This is a genomic window from Phenylobacterium sp. NIBR 498073, assembly GCF_027286305.1.
GTDB lineage: Bacteria > Pseudomonadota > Alphaproteobacteria > Caulobacterales > Caulobacteraceae > Phenylobacterium.
The window spans coordinates 1,328,552-1,342,430 of the sequence record NZ_CP114599.1; the positions used below are offsets into that span (position 1 = coordinate 1,328,552).

Here is a 13,879-nt window from a genome sequence, read left to right on the forward strand (position 1 = left end):
CCCTTAAGTTCAGCGACCGCCTCGGCGACCGCGCGCCGGATCCGCGCGTGGGGCGGAGGCTTGTCGTGGCGGCTGTGCCAGTACATCGCACCTCCCGCGCGGGGCTGGGGATCGGCAGCTGGAAGAGCTCCAGGCCCGTCCCCTCGGCAACGGCGCGTGCGTACTGGACGGGCAGGGCGGCGATCAGGTCGCTGCGCCCCACGGCCAGCGCCACGCTCTGGAAATGCGGCAGCCCGAGCACGACCTCGCGCCGAGCGCCGATGGCATCGTCCATGCTGGGGAGACGGTGGTCGGCTCAAAGGGCGTGCCGCACGGCTTCGTCGTCGAATCGTCGGCCGGCGCCTGCTGCCTGGTGATGACCCGCGGCGGCGACTTCGAGGGATTCGTGGGCGAAATGGGACGGCCGGCCGCCACGTCCGGGTTGCCGGCTCCGGTCAAGCCGACGCCGTCGATGCAGGCGGCGTTGGGGCAAGTCGCGGCCGCCCACCGCATCGCCCTGGTCTGACCGCCTCTGGCGGCGCTCTAGGCCCCGCCCAGGACCATGCCGGCGGCGTCGGGCGCGCTGGCGTCGCCGCCGTTCAGCGCCTTGCGCATCCAGACGATGTCGACCCAGCGCCCCTTCTTCCAGCCCAAGCCCTTGCCGACGCCGGCGTGCTCGAACCCAAGCGAGCGGTGCAGGCCGATCGAGCCGGCGTTCTCGGAGTCGCCGATCACCGCGACCACCTGGCGGATGCCGAAAGCCTCGCAGGCGTCGATCACAGCGCCCAGCACCGCCCTGCCGACCCCGCGGCCGAGCGCGTCGGGCGCGATGTAGACGCTGTCCTCGACCGTGTAGCGATAGGCGGCTCGCGGCCGGAACGGGCCGGCATAGGCGAAGCCGAGCACGCGGCCGGCGTCCTCGGCGACCATATAGGGCAGGCCGCGCTCGACGATGGCCTGACGGCGGGCGGCCATGTCCTGGACGCTCGGCGGGACCTCCTCGAAGGTCCCGAAGCCGTTCAGCACGTGATGGCCGTAGATCTCGGCCAGCGCGGTAGCGTCCTCCGTCGTCGAAGCCCTGACGATCACTGTTCCCAACCCCGTTCCTGCGCCCAGATCGCGAAGGCGTAGTCGAGCGCGATCTCCTTGAGGAAGTCGAAACGGCCCGAGGCCCCGCCGTGGCCGGCCTCCATATTGATCTTGAGCAGGATCGGAGCATCGCCGGTCGTATTGTCGCGCAGCTTGGCGACCCACTTCTGCGGCTCCCAATAGGTCACGCGCGGATCGCTGAGCCCGCCGGTGGCCAGGATCGGCGGATAGGGCTTGGCGGCGACCTGATCGTAGGGGCTGTAACCGGCGATGCGGTCGTAGGCCTCGGCGTCTTCCAGCGGATTGCCCCACTCTGGCCATTCCGGCGGGGTCAGGGGCAGGGTGGTGTCGCTCATGGTGTTGAGCACGTCGACGAACGGCACGGCGGCGATGATGCCGCTCCAGAGGTCTGGACGCATGTTCACCACCGCGCCCATCAGCATGCCGCCGGCCGAGCCACCATAGGCGACCATCCGGCCGGCCTTGCCGTAGCCGTTGGCGCTCAGATGCTCGGCGCAGGCGATGAAGTCGGTGAAGGTGTTGGTCTTCTTCTCCTTGCGGCCGTCGAGGAACCAGCCCCAGCCCTTGTCCGAGCCGCCGCGGACATGCGCCACCGCCCAGATCCAGCCGCGGTCCACGAGGCTGAGGTTGCGGATCGAGAAGGTCGGCTCCATGGCGTGGCCGTAGGAGCCGTAGCCGTAGAGCAGCAGCGGCGCCGAGCCGTCGAGCGGCGTGTCCTTGAGCATCAGCACCGTGATCGGCACCTGGGCGCCGTCATGGGCCGTGGCGTAGAGACGGCGCGCGACATAGCGGGCCGGATCGTGGCCGGAGGGGATCTCCTGGGTCTTGCGCAGGGTTCGTTCGCGGGTCGCCATGTCGTAGTCGAACCACTGCCGCGGCGTGGTCGGCGACTGGTAGACGAAACGGGTCAGGGCGGTGTCGTACTCCAGCCCGCTCTCCAGCGAGAGCGCATAGGCTTCCTCGTCGAAGGCGATCTCGTGGCTGACGCCGTCGCGGGCCATGACCACGATGCGGTCATTGGCGTTCACGCGTTCCAGCCGCGCGAGGAAGCCGGCGAAGGCGGCGAAGCCGGTGATGAAGCGGCCGGGCTCGTGTGCGACGAAGTCGGTCCAGGTCGAGCGGGCCGGGACCGGCGCGGCCGACTGGGCGAGTTTGAAGTCCACCGCGCCGTCGGCGTTGGTGCGGATCACCCAGCGGTCGGTCCAGTGGTCGAGTTCGTACTTCACGCCTTCCTGGCGGGGCTCGGCGACTACGGGCGCGGCGGTCGGGTCGGCCGCCGGGATGAGCCAAAGCTCAGTGGTCTCCTGGTTGCCGACATGGATCAGGATGTGGCTGCGGTCGGAGGCGACGCCCACGCCTAGGAACATGCCCTCGTCGGCCTCCTCGTAGACCAGGACGTCCTCGCCGCCACGGGCCGGGCGGCGGAAGACCTTCGAGGGCCGTGCGTTCTCATCGCGCCAGATCCAGAAGATCCATTGGCTGTCAGGTGAGAAGGCGAAAGAGCCATAGGCGCTGTCGATCGCGTGATCGAGGGTCTGGCCGCTCTCCAGGTCCTTGACCCGGATCGTATAGTACTCCGAGCCCTGCTCGTCGGCCGCCCAGGCGTAGAGCTTGTGGTCGGGGCTGTGGCTGGCCGCGCCGACTTGGAAGAAGGCCTTACCCTTGGCGAGGGCGTCCTCGTCCAGCAGCACCTGTTCGCCGGAGGTCTGGCCGCGCGGCCGGCGGCCATGGACCGGGTGCTCGGCGCCGATCTCGTAGCGGGCGTAGTATTCCCAAGGGCCGTCGGCGGCCGGGACGCTGGAGTCGTCCTCCTTGATGCGGCCCTTCATCTCGGCGAACAGCTGGGCCTGCAGGGCATCGGTCTTTTCGAGCAACGCCTTGGTGTAGGCGTTCTCGGCTTCCAGGTGCTCGCGGATGTCCGCCTGCAGGACCTTGGGGTCGCGCAGCACCTCGCGCCAGTTGTCGTCCTTCATCCAGGCGTAGTCGTCGGTGCGGGTGCGCCCGAGTTGTTCGATGACCTTCGGGCGGCGGGCGGCGGCGGGGGGCTTGAGAGCGCTCATGGCCAGCTACATGCGCCGCCGCGGGCCGCGTCTCAAGGGTTAGAGCAAGACCGCGTCCACCGCTGTGCAGGCGAATTCCTCGATGGTGTTCTCGACCGCCAGCTTCTCGATCACCGCGTCCCTCAGGATCATCGTGTAGCGCGCGCTGCGCTCGCCCAGATGGAAGCTGTCGGCCCGGACGCTGAGGCCGAGCTTGCGGGTCAGTTCGAGGTTTCCGTCGGAGAGGAAGCGGATCTTGCGATCAGGGTCGAGTTCCTGCGCCCAGCGCTCCATGACCCAAGGGTCGTTCGGCGTGATGCAGGTCAGCAGTTGGAAGCCGGCCGACCGCAATCGCTCGGCATTGGCGATATAGTCGGGGAGGTGCTTCTGGGCGCAGGTCGGGCTGAAGGCGCCGGGCATGCCCATGACGATGGCGCGCTTGCCCGCGAACAGCCGCTCGGTCGACAGCAGCGACAGCCCGCCGTTCTGCAGCTCTGCGAGGGAAGCGGGGGGAATTCGCCGTCCGGCGAAGGTACGCATCGACATGCTCGGCTCAACTCTCCGTGCGAGCCTTGCACCCGTCACCCTACCTGCCGCTTAATCACGCACAGAGGCGCCGCGCGGCAATCGGGCGCGGCCGAGCGGCCTTTCCGCTAACGGCGTTCTTAACTAAGTAGCGCTCATCGGGGAGCGTACGAGTTCTTTAGTTTCTAGGGGCGAATGCCTTGGATCTTGCAGTCGAGCTGATACACGCGACCGTCCAGTTGGAGCAGCCGTTGGGCGATGGAACGCGCACGGTCGGCACCGGGTTCCTCATCGCCGAGACCGGGCCGGACGGCGCGCCGCGCACGGTGCTGGTGACGGCCAACCACGTCCTGGCCAAGATGCCGGGGGCCGAGGCGCGGATCGGCTATCGCGTCTCCAATCCGGACGGCAGCTGGAGCTATTCGCCCCAGACGCTAAAGATTCGCGACGCCAACGGCGTCCAGCTGTGGACCAAGCACCCGTCGCGGGACGTGGCGGCTATCTCGATCACGGCGCCGGAGGCGTTCGCCAAGTCGGCCATTCCCCTGCAATGGCTGGCTGGCGACGACACCTTTCAGTCCAACCATATCGGCGCCGGCGACGAGATGATGGCGCTGGGCTTTCCGCGCGGTCTGGCGGCGAACCAGGCGGGTTTCCCGATCCTGCGCTCGGGGCGGGTCGCCTCGTTCCCGGTGGCGCCGGCTCAGGTGTTCCCGACCTTCTTGCTGGACTTCACTGTCTTCCCGGGCAACTCGGGCGGGCCGGTGTTCATGTCGCAAGCCGCTCATCGGCGGGTGGGCGCGGTCGACGCCGGCGAGGATGTTCAGTTCATCGCCGGCCTGCTGACCCAGCAGGTCGAACTGAACAACGAGCGGCTCGAGATCGGCATCGTCACTCACGCCAAGTTCATCCGCGAGACCATCACGCTGATGGACGACCCCCACGCGCCGATCACCGTCGCCCGGGTCGAGCCGATGACAGGCGCTCGCGCGGCCTCGGCGGAAGAAGCGGTCTCGCCGCAATAAAAAACGCCGCCCGTCTCGGAGACGGGCGGCGTCTTCATTTCGATCGGCCGTGCGCTTAGGCGCCGTAGACCACCGAGATGGTCTCGGCGATGCAGGCGGGCTTGGTCTCGCCTTCGATCTCGATGGTGCACTCGTTCTTCAGCTGCATGCCGCCGGCCTTGGCTTCGGCGCCGATCAGCTTCTGGCGCATGCGCACGCGCTTGCCGACGCGGACCATGTTGATGAAGCGGACCTTATCCGAACCGTAGTTGATGCCGCGGGTCACGCCCTTGATCGGCAGCATGCCGGCGCCCAGGAACGGGATCAGCGACAGGGTCAGGTAGCCGTGGGCGATCGGGCCGCCGATTTCCTTGGTCGCGCGCTCGACGTCGACGTGGATCCACTGATGGTCGCCGGTGGCTTCGGCGAATTGGTTGACCCGCTCTTGGGTGATTTCCACCCAGTCCGACACGCCGACTTCCTGACCGACCAGGCCGGGCAGATCCTTGAACTCCACCGGGTTCATCGTTTGCTCCCAAATCAATTGAAACAGATGTTCGAGGTCTAGCACCTGTCTGGGCGCTCGCAACGCCTTTACGCCGCCGCCAGGGACATTAAAGAGCGCCGTATGCAACGAGCTCTCAGCGTCAGCCGGATGACCGGCAACAAGTCGACCTTCCCCGACTGGTATCAGGCGATCGTCCGCGAGGCGGACATGGCTGAATCCAGCCCTGTGCGCGGCTCCATGATCATCAAGCCGTGGGGCTATGGTGTCTGGGAACGGATCCAGCAGACCATGGACCGGCGCATCAAGGAGATGGGCGTCGACAACGCCTACTTCCCGCTGTTCATCCCGCTGGGCTTCTTCGCCAAGGAGGCCGAGCACGTCGACGGATTCGCCAAGGAGATGGCGGTGGTGACGCACCATCGCCTGAAAAGCATCGACGGCAAGCTGCAGCCCGATCCGGAGGCGAAGCTGGAGGAGCCGCTGATCGTTCGTCCGACGTCGGAAACGATCATCGGCGACGCCTTCTCGCGTTGGGTGAAAAGCTATCGGGACCTGCCGCTGAAGATCAACCAGTGGGCCAACGTCGTCCGCTGGGAGATGCGCACGCGCCTGTTCCTGCGCACCTCGGAGTTCCTCTGGCAGGAGGGCCATACCGCCCACGCCACGCGCGAGGACGCGCTGGCCTCGACCCTGCTGGCGTTGGAGATGTACCGGGAGTTTTCCGAGAACGTCTTGGCCATGCCGGTGGTGGCCGGCGAGAAGCCCGAGAACGAGCGCTTCCCGGGCGCCGACAACACCTTCTCGATCGAAGCCATGATGCAGGACGGCAAGGCGCTGCAGGCCGGCACGTCGCACTATCTGGGCACCAGCTTTTCGCGGGCCCAGAACATCCGCTACCAGAGCGACAGCGGCGAAATGGAGTTCTGCCACACCTCCAGCTGGGGCACCTCCACCCGCATGATCGGCGGGGTGATCATGACCCACGGCGACGACGACGGCCTGCGCCTGCCGCCGGCCATCGCGCCGCGTCAGATCGTCATCGTGCCGATGCTGCGGGGCAAGGAGGAGGACGCTCAGGTCCTGGCCTATGCCGAGGCGCTGGTGAAGGACCTGGGCGCCCAGGTCGCGCTCGGCGAACCGATCCGCGCCCTGCTGGACGTCAAGGACCAGAAGTCGAGCGACAAGCGCTGGAATTGGGTGCGCCGCGGGGCCCCGGTGATCGTCGAGCTTGGTCCGCGCGATGCGGCCGGCGGCCAGGTCAGCTTCATGCGCCGCGACCGGCTGCGCGACGGCGACAAGGTGAAGTCCCAGGCCCTGGCCCGCGATGAGTTCGTCGCCCAGGCGCCGGCGCTGCTGGCTGAAATCCAACAGTCGCTGTTCGACGAGGCCAAGGCCCGGCTCGAGGCCAACATCCGCAGCGACTTGACCAGCTTCGAGCAGGTCGCCGAGTACTTCGGTCAGCTGTCGGACGAGGACGAAGAGACTTCGGCCTTCAAGGGCTGGGTGCGCGCGCCCTGGAGCCGGCCGACCGGCGCTGAGCTCGACAAGGTGGTCGAGCGCCTCAAGGCGCTGAAGCTGACCCTGCGCAACGCGCCGAGCCAGCAGCCTGACAGCTTCGGCCCCTGCGTCTTCACCGGCGCGCCGGGCGTCGAGGAAATTTTGATCGGCCGTTCGTACTAGGACCGGAATATCGGCGAGGCGTTGTCGCCTCGCCGATATCTTGAAGCTCAGTAGGCCTCAAAGGTATCGGGGCCCAGAAGTTTGAAAATATCTTCCACACTGCCGGCAGCGCGCACTTGCGCCATCAGTGGAAGCAGGACCGTCTCGTGCTCATCGAAGAGGCAGTAGTCGTCTGGAAAGGCCTCCAGCGTCTCGCAGGCGCGAGCCTTCACCTCATCCAGAGTCGCCTTTTCACGCCGCTCTAGACTGTACTCGATCCTGTACTGTGGGCCCGCCAGCATCGCCCCTATGAGCCAGGGAATAAGGGGGCGCGCCCGGCCTCTGTCATGGATAGCCGTGACGCGGCAGCGAAGCCCGTCGCCATCTATGAGTTCCATCCCCAGCGATTTGCCCTCGCGCAGCGTCAGCTTTCCGCAGGTCGTCAGCGACCTTCGATCGGGAAAGCCCCAAATCTCTCGGTCGGGCGTGAAGCCAATCACCGGGAAGTTGAAATCGACAAGATCAGAGGTGATCGCGTCAGCGTCGGATGAGCTCATCGGCGCGGTGTCCCTCGCGGCTGAACAAAGTTCTGCACGCCGTCGGCGAGGTTCGCCGCCATCGCTGTGGGCAGCGCCTTCTGCCAGTCGGTGGTGCCGTACCAAACGCGACGTACCGGATCGTAGCGAGGCTTGCCCTTCCAACTTCCGGTCAAACGACGATGCTGCTCGACCGGCAGCACCTTGAGGAGCGCGTAGTGGTTGCGAGGATCCTGGGCGGTGCGGCTCAGGCCCTTCAAGGGAATCGTGTGATGAATCTCCTGCCCCTTGCCAGCCAAGCCCTTCGCCCGAATCTCATTGGCGGCGGCTTTCGCCGTGACCGAGCCCTTCCTCACGACTCCGATGCCCTTGCTCGCTGCTCGAACACCCTTCGCCGCGATCCCGATCGGCAGGACGTCAGCGATGGCCATCGCTCCATTGAAGGCCGCGCCCGCATAGTTCCCGTCCTGATAGTCCGCAACGGCCTCCCAGGCTGGACCGACCACAGGAATGAACGATTGCGCGAGACTGGGCCGGGCGATCTTCGTTCGCCCGGCTTCGGCCTCTTCTCGCCGCCTCCTAAGGTCGGCCATGTTGGCGTCGTAGAGTTCGCCCTCCGGGTCAGGTACGGAGCGCGGCTGCCCTTTCGGCATCGTCGTCATTCAGGGTTCCTGTCGATCTCAACATCGAAGATGCGTCCCCCGGTCACGAGGCCAGACGCCGATGTCACTGTCGCATAGATTGCAAGCGCGGCAAGAACAAAATGAGAACATTACGATGGGCGCTCGCCCCTCACACGATCCGAGAGCCTTCCTTGCCCCAGTAGGCGTCGCGGATCAGGCGCTTGTAGAGCTTGCCGGTCGGGTGGCGCGGCAGCTCCTGCATGAAGTCGATGACCCGCGGCGACTTCACGTGGCTGAGGTTGGCGCGGCAGAAGGCGGCCAGTTCGGCCTTGAGGTCCTCGCCCGCCGCTGCCCAGTCGATCGGCTGAATCACCGCGATGACCTGTTCGCCCATCTCCTCGTGCGGTCCGCCGACCACGGCGGCGTCGGCGACCTTCGGGTGAGTGATGAGCAGGTTCTCAAGCTCCTGCGGATAGATGTTCACCCCGCCGGAAATGATCATGAAGCTCTTGCGGTCGGTCAGGTAGAGGAAGCCCTCCTCGTCCAGCCAGCCGACGTCGCCGAGTGTGGTCCAGCCGTACTTGTTGGTGTTCTCGGCTACCTTGTCCGGAGCGTTGTGATAGGTCAGCGGCGTGCCGCCGGCGAAATAGACGACGCCTTCGCTGCGTGGAGGCAGGGGCTCGCCATCCTCGCCGCAGATCTTGACTTCGGCGGTCGTGCCGCGCCCGACCGATCCCTTATGGGCAAGCCAGTCGTGGGGGCCGATGTAGCAGAAGCCGTTGCCTTCGCTGCCGGCGTAGTACTCGTGGATGACCGGCCCCCACCAGGTCATCATTTGCTCCTTGACCGGGATCGGGCAGGGGGCGGCGGCGTGGACGGCCGAGCGCATCGAAGAGACGTCGTACTTGGCGCGCACCTCAGGCGGCAGTTTCAGCATCCGGACGAAATGCGTGGGCACGAACTGGCCGACGTCGATCTTGTACTTTTCGATCAGCCCCAGCGCGTCTTCCGGGTCGAACTTCTCCATCACCACGACCGTGCCGCCCAGGCGGTGGACGCTCATGCACCAGCGCAGGGGCGCGGCGTGATAGAGCGGCGCGGGCGAGAGATAGACGCTGTCGTTCTGAAAGCCGAACAGCCCCTGGGCCATCATCGCCAGCGGGTTTGGGGCGTCGATCGGCGCGCCGGTCAGCGGCGGCTTGATGCCCTTCGGCCGGCCGGTGGTGCCCGACGAATAGAGCATGTCCGTGCCGGCGCTGCCGTCAGGGATCGGCGTCGCGGGTTGGGCGTCGCGCGCCGCCTCGAAGCTCTCGTAGGGCGCGCGCGGCTGGCCGACCATGAACAGCTTCACGCCCGGCAGCAGCGCCGGAAGTTCGTCGACCACGCCGCCGACGCCGGTCGAGGTGATCAGGACCTTCGCCTCGCAGTCCTTCATGATGTACTCGATCTCGCCGGCCGTCAGCTTCGAGGAGATGCAGGCGAAGTAGAGGCCCGCTCGTTGCGCGGCCCAGGCGATCTCGAAGAACCGCGGGTGGTTCTCCATCAGGATGGCGATGACGTCGCCGGTCTTCAGGCCCAGCGACCGGAAGAGTTGAGCGCCCTGGTTCGACCGGTCGTCGAGCTCCTTGTAGGTGACGGTTTCGCCCGTTGCGGCCATCACGAAGGCGGCGCGGTCGGGGTGGGTCTGGGCGTGATTGGCCGGATGCATGTACTCTTCCTTGCGGCGGCCGGGGCGCTTTCGGCGTCTCGACCGTCCTCCCAAAGTTATCGTTGTTAAGGCGAGTATGCGGGCCTTGACGGACCGTCCGTCAAGCGGCGCGGACTAAACGAAATTTCAGGGAGGATCTGATGGCCACGCACAGTTTCGAGACCCTCGGCTACGACGTCGAGGATGGGGTGGCGACGATCACCCTCAACCGTCCGGAGAAGCTCAACGCCTTCAACACGCAGATGATGAAGGACCTGATCGCCGCGTTCGACGTGACTGACGCCGACGATGCGGTGAAGGCTGTGATCGTCACCGGGGCGGGCCGCGCCTTCTGCGCCGGGGCCGACCTGTCGGCCGGCGGTGAGACCTTCGACTACGACAAGCGCGGCGGCGAGGATCGCGCTGCGCGCACCCGTCAGGGCGTGCAGCGGGACGGCGGGGGGCTGGTCTCGCTGCGGATCTATGACAGCCTCAAGCCGGTGATCGGGGCGATCAACGGTCCGGCGGTCGGCGTCGGCGTCACCATGCAGCTGCCGATGGATATCCGCATGGCATCGACCGAGGCCCGCTTTGGCCTGGTGTTCGCGCGCCGCGGCCTGAACCCGGAAGCCGCCTCGTCCTGGTTCCTCCCGCGGCTGGTCGGGGTCCAGACGGCGCTGGAGTGGTGCTATACCGGCCGCGTGTTCCCGGCGCAGGAAGCCCTCGACCGCGGTCTGGTGCGTTCGCTGCATGCGCCGGACGAATTGCTGCCGGCGGCCAAGGCGCTGGCGCGGGAGATTGTCGACAACACCGCCCCCGTCTCCATCGCCCTGACCCGGCAACTGCTGTGGCGAATGGCGGGAGCGGCCCATCCCATGGAGGCGCATCAGGCCGACAGCCGCGGCATCCAGACCCGCGGGGCCATGGCCGATGCCCGCGAAGGGGTGATGTCGTTCCTTGAGAAGCGCCCGCCGTCGTTCCCGAACAAGGTCTCCAGCGACCTGCCGAACATCTGGGAACAGTGGTCCGCGCCGACCTTCAAGTGAACACACGGTTAAGCGCAGTGTGATTCGATAGCGGCGGGTATTCGCCGGGACCCCGCATGAACCTGCCGACGCCGATGACCGAACTCGACGCCCCGCCCGCCTCGCGGGCGCGGGCGAACCTGCTCAAACGGCTGGCGGACGTCGTCTGCCTGCCGCTGTCGCGGATCAACGCCTTCGAGCGGGCGATGACCGCAGACCTGCTGGCCGACATGCTACGCGAGGCCGAGCCGGCGGAGCGCAAGAAAGTCGCGCACCGGATATCCGGCCTGGCTGAGATACCGGCCACCCTGGCGCGGCTGCTGCTGCGCGACGAGGTGGACGTCGCCGAAGAGCTCCTGCTCAACGCCGCCACGCTGTCGGACGCCGACCTGCTCGACTGCGCGCGGTTGATGAATCTCGAACATCGGCGGCTGATCGCCCTGCGCCGGGGGGTCAGCGAGGTCGTGTGCGACGTGCTGATCGAATTCGGCGAAGTGCTGGTGCTCGAATGTCTGCTGAAGAACGACGAGGCGAAGCTCTCGACGGGCGGCATCGAGGCGGTCGTGGCCCTGACCCGTGGCGACCCGCGGTTGACCAGCATGCTGCTGCGCCGGCCCGAACTGCGCCCCGCGCACGCCTATGTGCTGTTCTGGTGGGCCGACGCCGAAGCGCGCCGGGCGATCCTCCAGCGTTTCGCGGTCTCCCGCGAGGTGCTGCAGGAGGCGACCAGCGACATCTTTGCGATGGCTGCAGCCGAGCACTGGCAGGAGCCGTTGTCGCGCAAGGCGCTGCAGTTCATCGAGCGGCGCCAGCGCAACCGCGCGGCCGTCGATCGTAGCCCCTACGACAATCTGGAAGCGGCGGTCGCCGCTGCAGCTGACGGTCTGTCGCGTGAAGTGGCCGAGGAGATCTCGTACCTGTCGGGCCTCAAGCCGATGACGGGCGCCAAAATCTTCACCGACAGCGGCGGCGAGCCGCTGGCGATCCTCTGCAAGGCCACGGGCCTGCCGAAGTCCGCGATTCGGGCGCTGTGGCGCGGTCTCAAACGCGAGGAGACCGAGGCGGACGGCTCGCCATCCGGCGCGTTGGAACGTGCGATACTGGTCTACGACATGATCGCGGTCGACCGGGCGCAGACGGTGCTCAGGTATTGGAACTGGTCTCTGACCTCGGCGCTGACGCCAGCTCTGCTACGCGCAATCCGCGATGGCGACGAAGACGGATTTGACGAATACTCAGCTCCGCAGAAGGCCGCCATGCTGGCGTTTTCCAAGGATTTTGGACGCTGAGCACTACAGGTTGCGACGCATTGCCGCGCTGCAATAGTAGGTGTTGCACAACCGATCGGTGCATCGTGACAGCTAAACTTAACGATGATCGTGTTCGTTGAAGAACAGCGGCGTATTGTTTGCTTGTGCTTCAGTTGGGTTCCAGATATTAACGCGTCCACTGATGTCGTGAATCAGTCATCCCCCAACTTGGTGCACCCGCACTCACGGAACCGAGAAATATGGACGAGAAGTCGGAAGTCATTGAGATGACGGCGGATATTGTTTCCGCTTATGTCGGGAACAATTCGGTGGCTGCGGCCGATCTTCCCAACCTGATCCAGAGCGTCCATCGGGCTCTGGCGGGTATTTCCACCGGTTCAGACGTTCAGGAAGTCGCGCCGAAGGAGCCGGCCGTGCCTGTGCGCCGGTCGATCACGCCCGATCATCTGGTCTGCCTGGAAGACGGTCGCAAGTTCAAGTCGCTGAAGCGTCACCTGCGCACCAAGTACAACATGAGCCCCGAAGAATACCGCGCGAAGTGGGGTCTTCCGAAGGACTACCCGATGGTTGCGCCGAACTACGCCAAGGCGCGCTCGGATCTGGCCAAGCAAATGGGCTTGGGGCAGGGCGGCCGTCAGGCGCCGCGCAAGCGCTCCAAGTAGAGCCGCCCCGAATTCGAGATGCGAAGACGCCCGCCTTTTCAGGCGGGCGTTTTTTGTTGCCCCGCAGGGGTTGGTGTTACGCGACGGGTGGCCTGATTTCTGCTCCAGGCCGGGGGCGCCCGGTTGACTGCCGCGCCGAGGCCGCGAGGGGCGCCGGCGCTGCCGCTCAAGGTCAAGCTGCGCCACCTTTCGGCCCGAATTCTTTCCGGGAATTAGGATTTCCCCTTGCCCGAGAATCACCCTCTGGGCGATAAGTGATTCGTCGCGATTCCAAGGGGTTGTTAAGGAATCTGAATATGGCCGCACAGATGGGGGCTTCGGCGGCGGCCGCGCGCGCACACGAGGAGCTGTACGCCTACTGGGCCGGGTTGCGGCGCAGCGGGCGCCTGCCAGGTCGCGACGACATCCATCCCGATGATTTCAAGCGACTGCTGCCGACAATCAGTCTGATCGACGTGCATCGCAACCCGCTGGAATTCCGCCTGCGGCTGGCCGGCACCGGGCTGTACGGAGTCTATGGTCGCGAGATCACCGGGCGCACCCTGGCCGAGGCCTACAGCGCCACCGCCGCGGACTACTGGCGGCGCGAACTGACCAAGGTCGTCGAAGAACGCCGGCCGTCGGTGGGCGTGCACAGCCTGGCTTGGCGCGGCGCCGCGCACATCTCGATCCTCTGGTTGCGCCTGCCGTTGGCCTCGAACGGCGCCGACGTCGACATGATCCTCGGCTACGACGCGGTGGTCGGCGTGCAGGGCGACACGTTCGCCAGCGGCATCCGCGCCGCCTGAACCGTCAGGCCGCGGTCAGCGCCTCGGCGTCGCGGTGAATCCGGGCCGCCATCGAGGCCAGTCCGTTGGAACGCTGAGCCGACAGATGTCCGGCCAGGCCGAGCCTGTCGAACGCCGACTTCACATCGAAGGCGACGATCTCGTCGGGGCGGCGCCCGGAGAACAGCCGCAGCAGCACCGCGATCAGGCCGCGCACGATATGGGCGTCGGAATCGCCGCGGAACATCACCGCCCCGTCGGCCTGGGGTTCGGTCACCAGCCAGACTTGGCTGGCGCAGCCGCGTACCTTGTTCGCCTCGCTGCGTTCGCTGTCGGAGAGCGGCGCCAAGTCGCGGCCCAGCTCGATCACATAGCGATAGCGCTCTTCCCAGTCGCCAAGAAGGTCGAACTCTTCGACCAGGTCGGCCAGGGCGTCGTCGATCGTATTCATAGCAATGGCGACTTAGGCGCCGCAGAGGCCTTG

Annotated in this window: 15 protein-coding genes; 7 read left to right on the forward strand and 8 right to left on the reverse strand. The window is 66.4% G+C overall.

From position 1 onward, the window contains the following. Positions 1 to 223 precede the first annotated feature (223 nt). Positions 224 to 505, forward strand: coding sequence for a hypothetical protein (locus O4N75_RS06810; RefSeq protein WP_269628598.1), 282 nt, complete (start codon positions 224 to 226; stop codon positions 503 to 505). Between the two features lie 17 nt (positions 506 to 522). Here O4N75_RS06810 and O4N75_RS06815 read toward each other — a convergent pair whose 3' ends face one another. The 3 genes from O4N75_RS06815 to O4N75_RS06825 are packed head-to-tail and all read right to left on the reverse strand — an operon-like array spanning position 523 to position 3,674. Next, the gene (locus O4N75_RS06815) at positions 523 to 1,068 is read right to left on the reverse strand and encodes a GNAT family N-acetyltransferase (RefSeq protein WP_269629339.1); all 546 of its coding nucleotides are present in this window, start codon (positions 1,066 to 1,068) and stop codon (positions 523 to 525) included. Continuing rightward, entirely contained in the window at positions 1,065 to 3,149 is a 2,085-nt protein-coding gene (locus tag O4N75_RS06820; protein WP_269628599.1) for a S9 family peptidase, read from the reverse strand. Before O4N75_RS06820 ends, O4N75_RS06815 begins: the two co-directional genes overlap by 4 nt. Positions 3,150 to 3,188: 39 nt before the next feature. Then, entirely contained in the window at positions 3,189 to 3,674 is a 486-nt protein-coding gene (locus O4N75_RS06825) for a peroxiredoxin (RefSeq protein ID WP_269628600.1), read from the reverse strand. Between the two features lie 179 nt (positions 3,675 to 3,853). Here O4N75_RS06825 and O4N75_RS06830 point away from each other — a divergent pair, with 179 nt between their 5' ends. After that, positions 3,854 to 4,678: a serine protease gene (locus O4N75_RS06830; RefSeq protein ID WP_269628601.1), complete on the forward strand. Its 825-nt coding sequence runs from the start codon at positions 3,854 to 3,856 to the stop codon at positions 4,676 to 4,678. A 55-nt stretch (positions 4,679 to 4,733) separates the two neighbouring features. Here O4N75_RS06830 and O4N75_RS06835 read toward each other — a convergent pair whose 3' ends face one another. Then, positions 4,734 to 5,183, reverse strand: coding sequence for a MaoC family dehydratase (locus O4N75_RS06835; RefSeq protein ID WP_269628602.1), 450 nt, complete (start codon positions 5,181 to 5,183; stop codon positions 4,734 to 4,736). Between the two features lie 102 nt (positions 5,184 to 5,285). On the opposite strand from O4N75_RS06835, the gene O4N75_RS06840 reads away from it, so the two are divergent. Then, positions 5,286 to 6,845, forward strand: coding sequence for an aminoacyl--tRNA ligase-related protein (locus O4N75_RS06840; protein ID WP_269628603.1), 1,560 nt, complete (start codon positions 5,286 to 5,288; stop codon positions 6,843 to 6,845). Between the two features lie 47 nt (positions 6,846 to 6,892). On the opposite strand, the gene O4N75_RS06845 is transcribed toward O4N75_RS06840, so the two are convergent. The 3 genes from O4N75_RS06845 to O4N75_RS06855 form a co-directional block, all read right to left on the reverse strand. Beyond that, positions 6,893 to 7,381 carry a hypothetical protein gene (locus O4N75_RS06845; RefSeq protein ID WP_269628604.1) on the reverse strand — a complete coding sequence of 163 codons (489 nt, stop codon included), beginning with the start codon at positions 7,379 to 7,381 and terminating at the stop codon, positions 6,893 to 6,895. Beyond that, complete coding sequence (locus O4N75_RS06850) at positions 7,378 to 8,022, reverse strand: hypothetical protein (RefSeq protein ID WP_269628606.1); 645 nt, start codon at positions 8,020 to 8,022, stop codon at positions 7,378 to 7,380. The genes O4N75_RS06845 and O4N75_RS06850 overlap by 4 nt, the downstream gene beginning before the upstream one ends. 130 nt (positions 8,023 to 8,152) lie before the next feature. After that, on the reverse strand, positions 8,153 to 9,691 hold the full coding sequence (locus tag O4N75_RS06855; protein WP_269628607.1) for an acyl-CoA synthetase: 1,539 nt from the start codon (positions 9,689 to 9,691) through the stop codon (positions 8,153 to 8,155). Positions 9,692 to 9,831: 140 nt separating this feature from the next. Between O4N75_RS06855 and O4N75_RS06860 the strand changes: the two genes are divergently transcribed. From O4N75_RS06860 to O4N75_RS06875, 4 genes are all read left to right on the forward strand, one after another. Next, complete coding sequence (locus O4N75_RS06860) at positions 9,832 to 10,716, forward strand: crotonase/enoyl-CoA hydratase family protein (RefSeq protein WP_269628608.1); 885 nt, start codon at positions 9,832 to 9,834, stop codon at positions 10,714 to 10,716. A gap of 56 nt (positions 10,717 to 10,772) precedes the next feature. Further along, positions 10,773 to 11,984, forward strand: coding sequence for a DUF2336 domain-containing protein (locus O4N75_RS06865; RefSeq protein WP_269628609.1), 1,212 nt, complete (start codon positions 10,773 to 10,775; stop codon positions 11,982 to 11,984). Between the two features lie 221 nt (positions 11,985 to 12,205). Further along, positions 12,206 to 12,628, forward strand: a complete 423-nt coding sequence (locus O4N75_RS06870) for a MucR family transcriptional regulator (RefSeq protein ID WP_056015959.1) — start codon at positions 12,206 to 12,208, stop codon at positions 12,626 to 12,628. Between the two features lie 296 nt (positions 12,629 to 12,924). Beyond that, the gene (locus tag O4N75_RS06875; protein WP_269628610.1) at positions 12,925 to 13,416 is read left to right on the forward strand and encodes a PAS domain-containing protein; all 492 of its coding nucleotides are present in this window, start codon (positions 12,925 to 12,927) and stop codon (positions 13,414 to 13,416) included. 4 nt (positions 13,417 to 13,420) lie between these two features. On the opposite strand, the gene O4N75_RS06880 is transcribed toward O4N75_RS06875, so the two are convergent. Then, positions 13,421 to 13,846, reverse strand: coding sequence for a SufE family protein (locus O4N75_RS06880; protein WP_269628611.1), 426 nt, complete (start codon positions 13,844 to 13,846; stop codon positions 13,421 to 13,423). Positions 13,847 to 13,879: the final 33 nt, after the last annotated feature.

What these genes read in the sequence shown, in the direction of transcription:
- O4N75_RS06820 (WP_269628599.1), bottom strand. Translation starts at nt 3,149, where the DNA reads ATGAGCGCTCTCAAGCCCCCCGCCGCCGCCCGCCGCCCGAAGGTCATC.
- O4N75_RS06825 (WP_269628600.1), bottom strand. Translation starts at nt 3,674, where the DNA reads ATGTCGATGCGTACCTTCGCCGGACGGCGAATTCCCCCCGCTTCCCTC.
- O4N75_RS06855 (WP_269628607.1), bottom strand. Translation starts at nt 9,691, where the DNA reads ATGCATCCGGCCAATCACGCCCAGACCCACCCCGACCGCGCCGCCTTC.
- O4N75_RS06810 (WP_269628598.1), top strand. Translation starts at nt 224, where the DNA reads ATGCGGCAGCCCGAGCACGACCTCGCGCCGAGCGCCGATGGCATCGTC.
- O4N75_RS06840 (WP_269628603.1), top strand. Translation starts at nt 5,286, where the DNA reads ATGCAACGAGCTCTCAGCGTCAGCCGGATGACCGGCAACAAGTCGACC.
- O4N75_RS06835 (WP_269628602.1), bottom strand. Translation starts at nt 5,183, where the DNA reads ATGAACCCGGTGGAGTTCAAGGATCTGCCCGGCCTGGTCGGTCAGGAA.
- O4N75_RS06870 (WP_056015959.1), top strand. Translation starts at nt 12,206, where the DNA reads ATGGACGAGAAGTCGGAAGTCATTGAGATGACGGCGGATATTGTTTCC.
- O4N75_RS06845 (WP_269628604.1), bottom strand. Translation starts at nt 7,381, where the DNA reads ATGAGCTCATCCGACGCTGACGCGATCACCTCTGATCTTGTCGATTTC.
- O4N75_RS06865 (WP_269628609.1), top strand. Translation starts at nt 10,773, where the DNA reads ATGAACCTGCCGACGCCGATGACCGAACTCGACGCCCCGCCCGCCTCG.
- O4N75_RS06880 (WP_269628611.1), bottom strand. Translation starts at nt 13,846, where the DNA reads ATGAATACGATCGACGACGCCCTGGCCGACCTGGTCGAAGAGTTCGAC.
- O4N75_RS06850 (WP_269628606.1), bottom strand. Translation starts at nt 8,022, where the DNA reads ATGACGACGATGCCGAAAGGGCAGCCGCGCTCCGTACCTGACCCGGAG.
- O4N75_RS06875 (WP_269628610.1), top strand. Translation starts at nt 12,925, where the DNA reads ATGGCCGCACAGATGGGGGCTTCGGCGGCGGCCGCGCGCGCACACGAG.
- O4N75_RS06860 (WP_269628608.1), top strand. Translation starts at nt 9,832, where the DNA reads ATGGCCACGCACAGTTTCGAGACCCTCGGCTACGACGTCGAGGATGGG.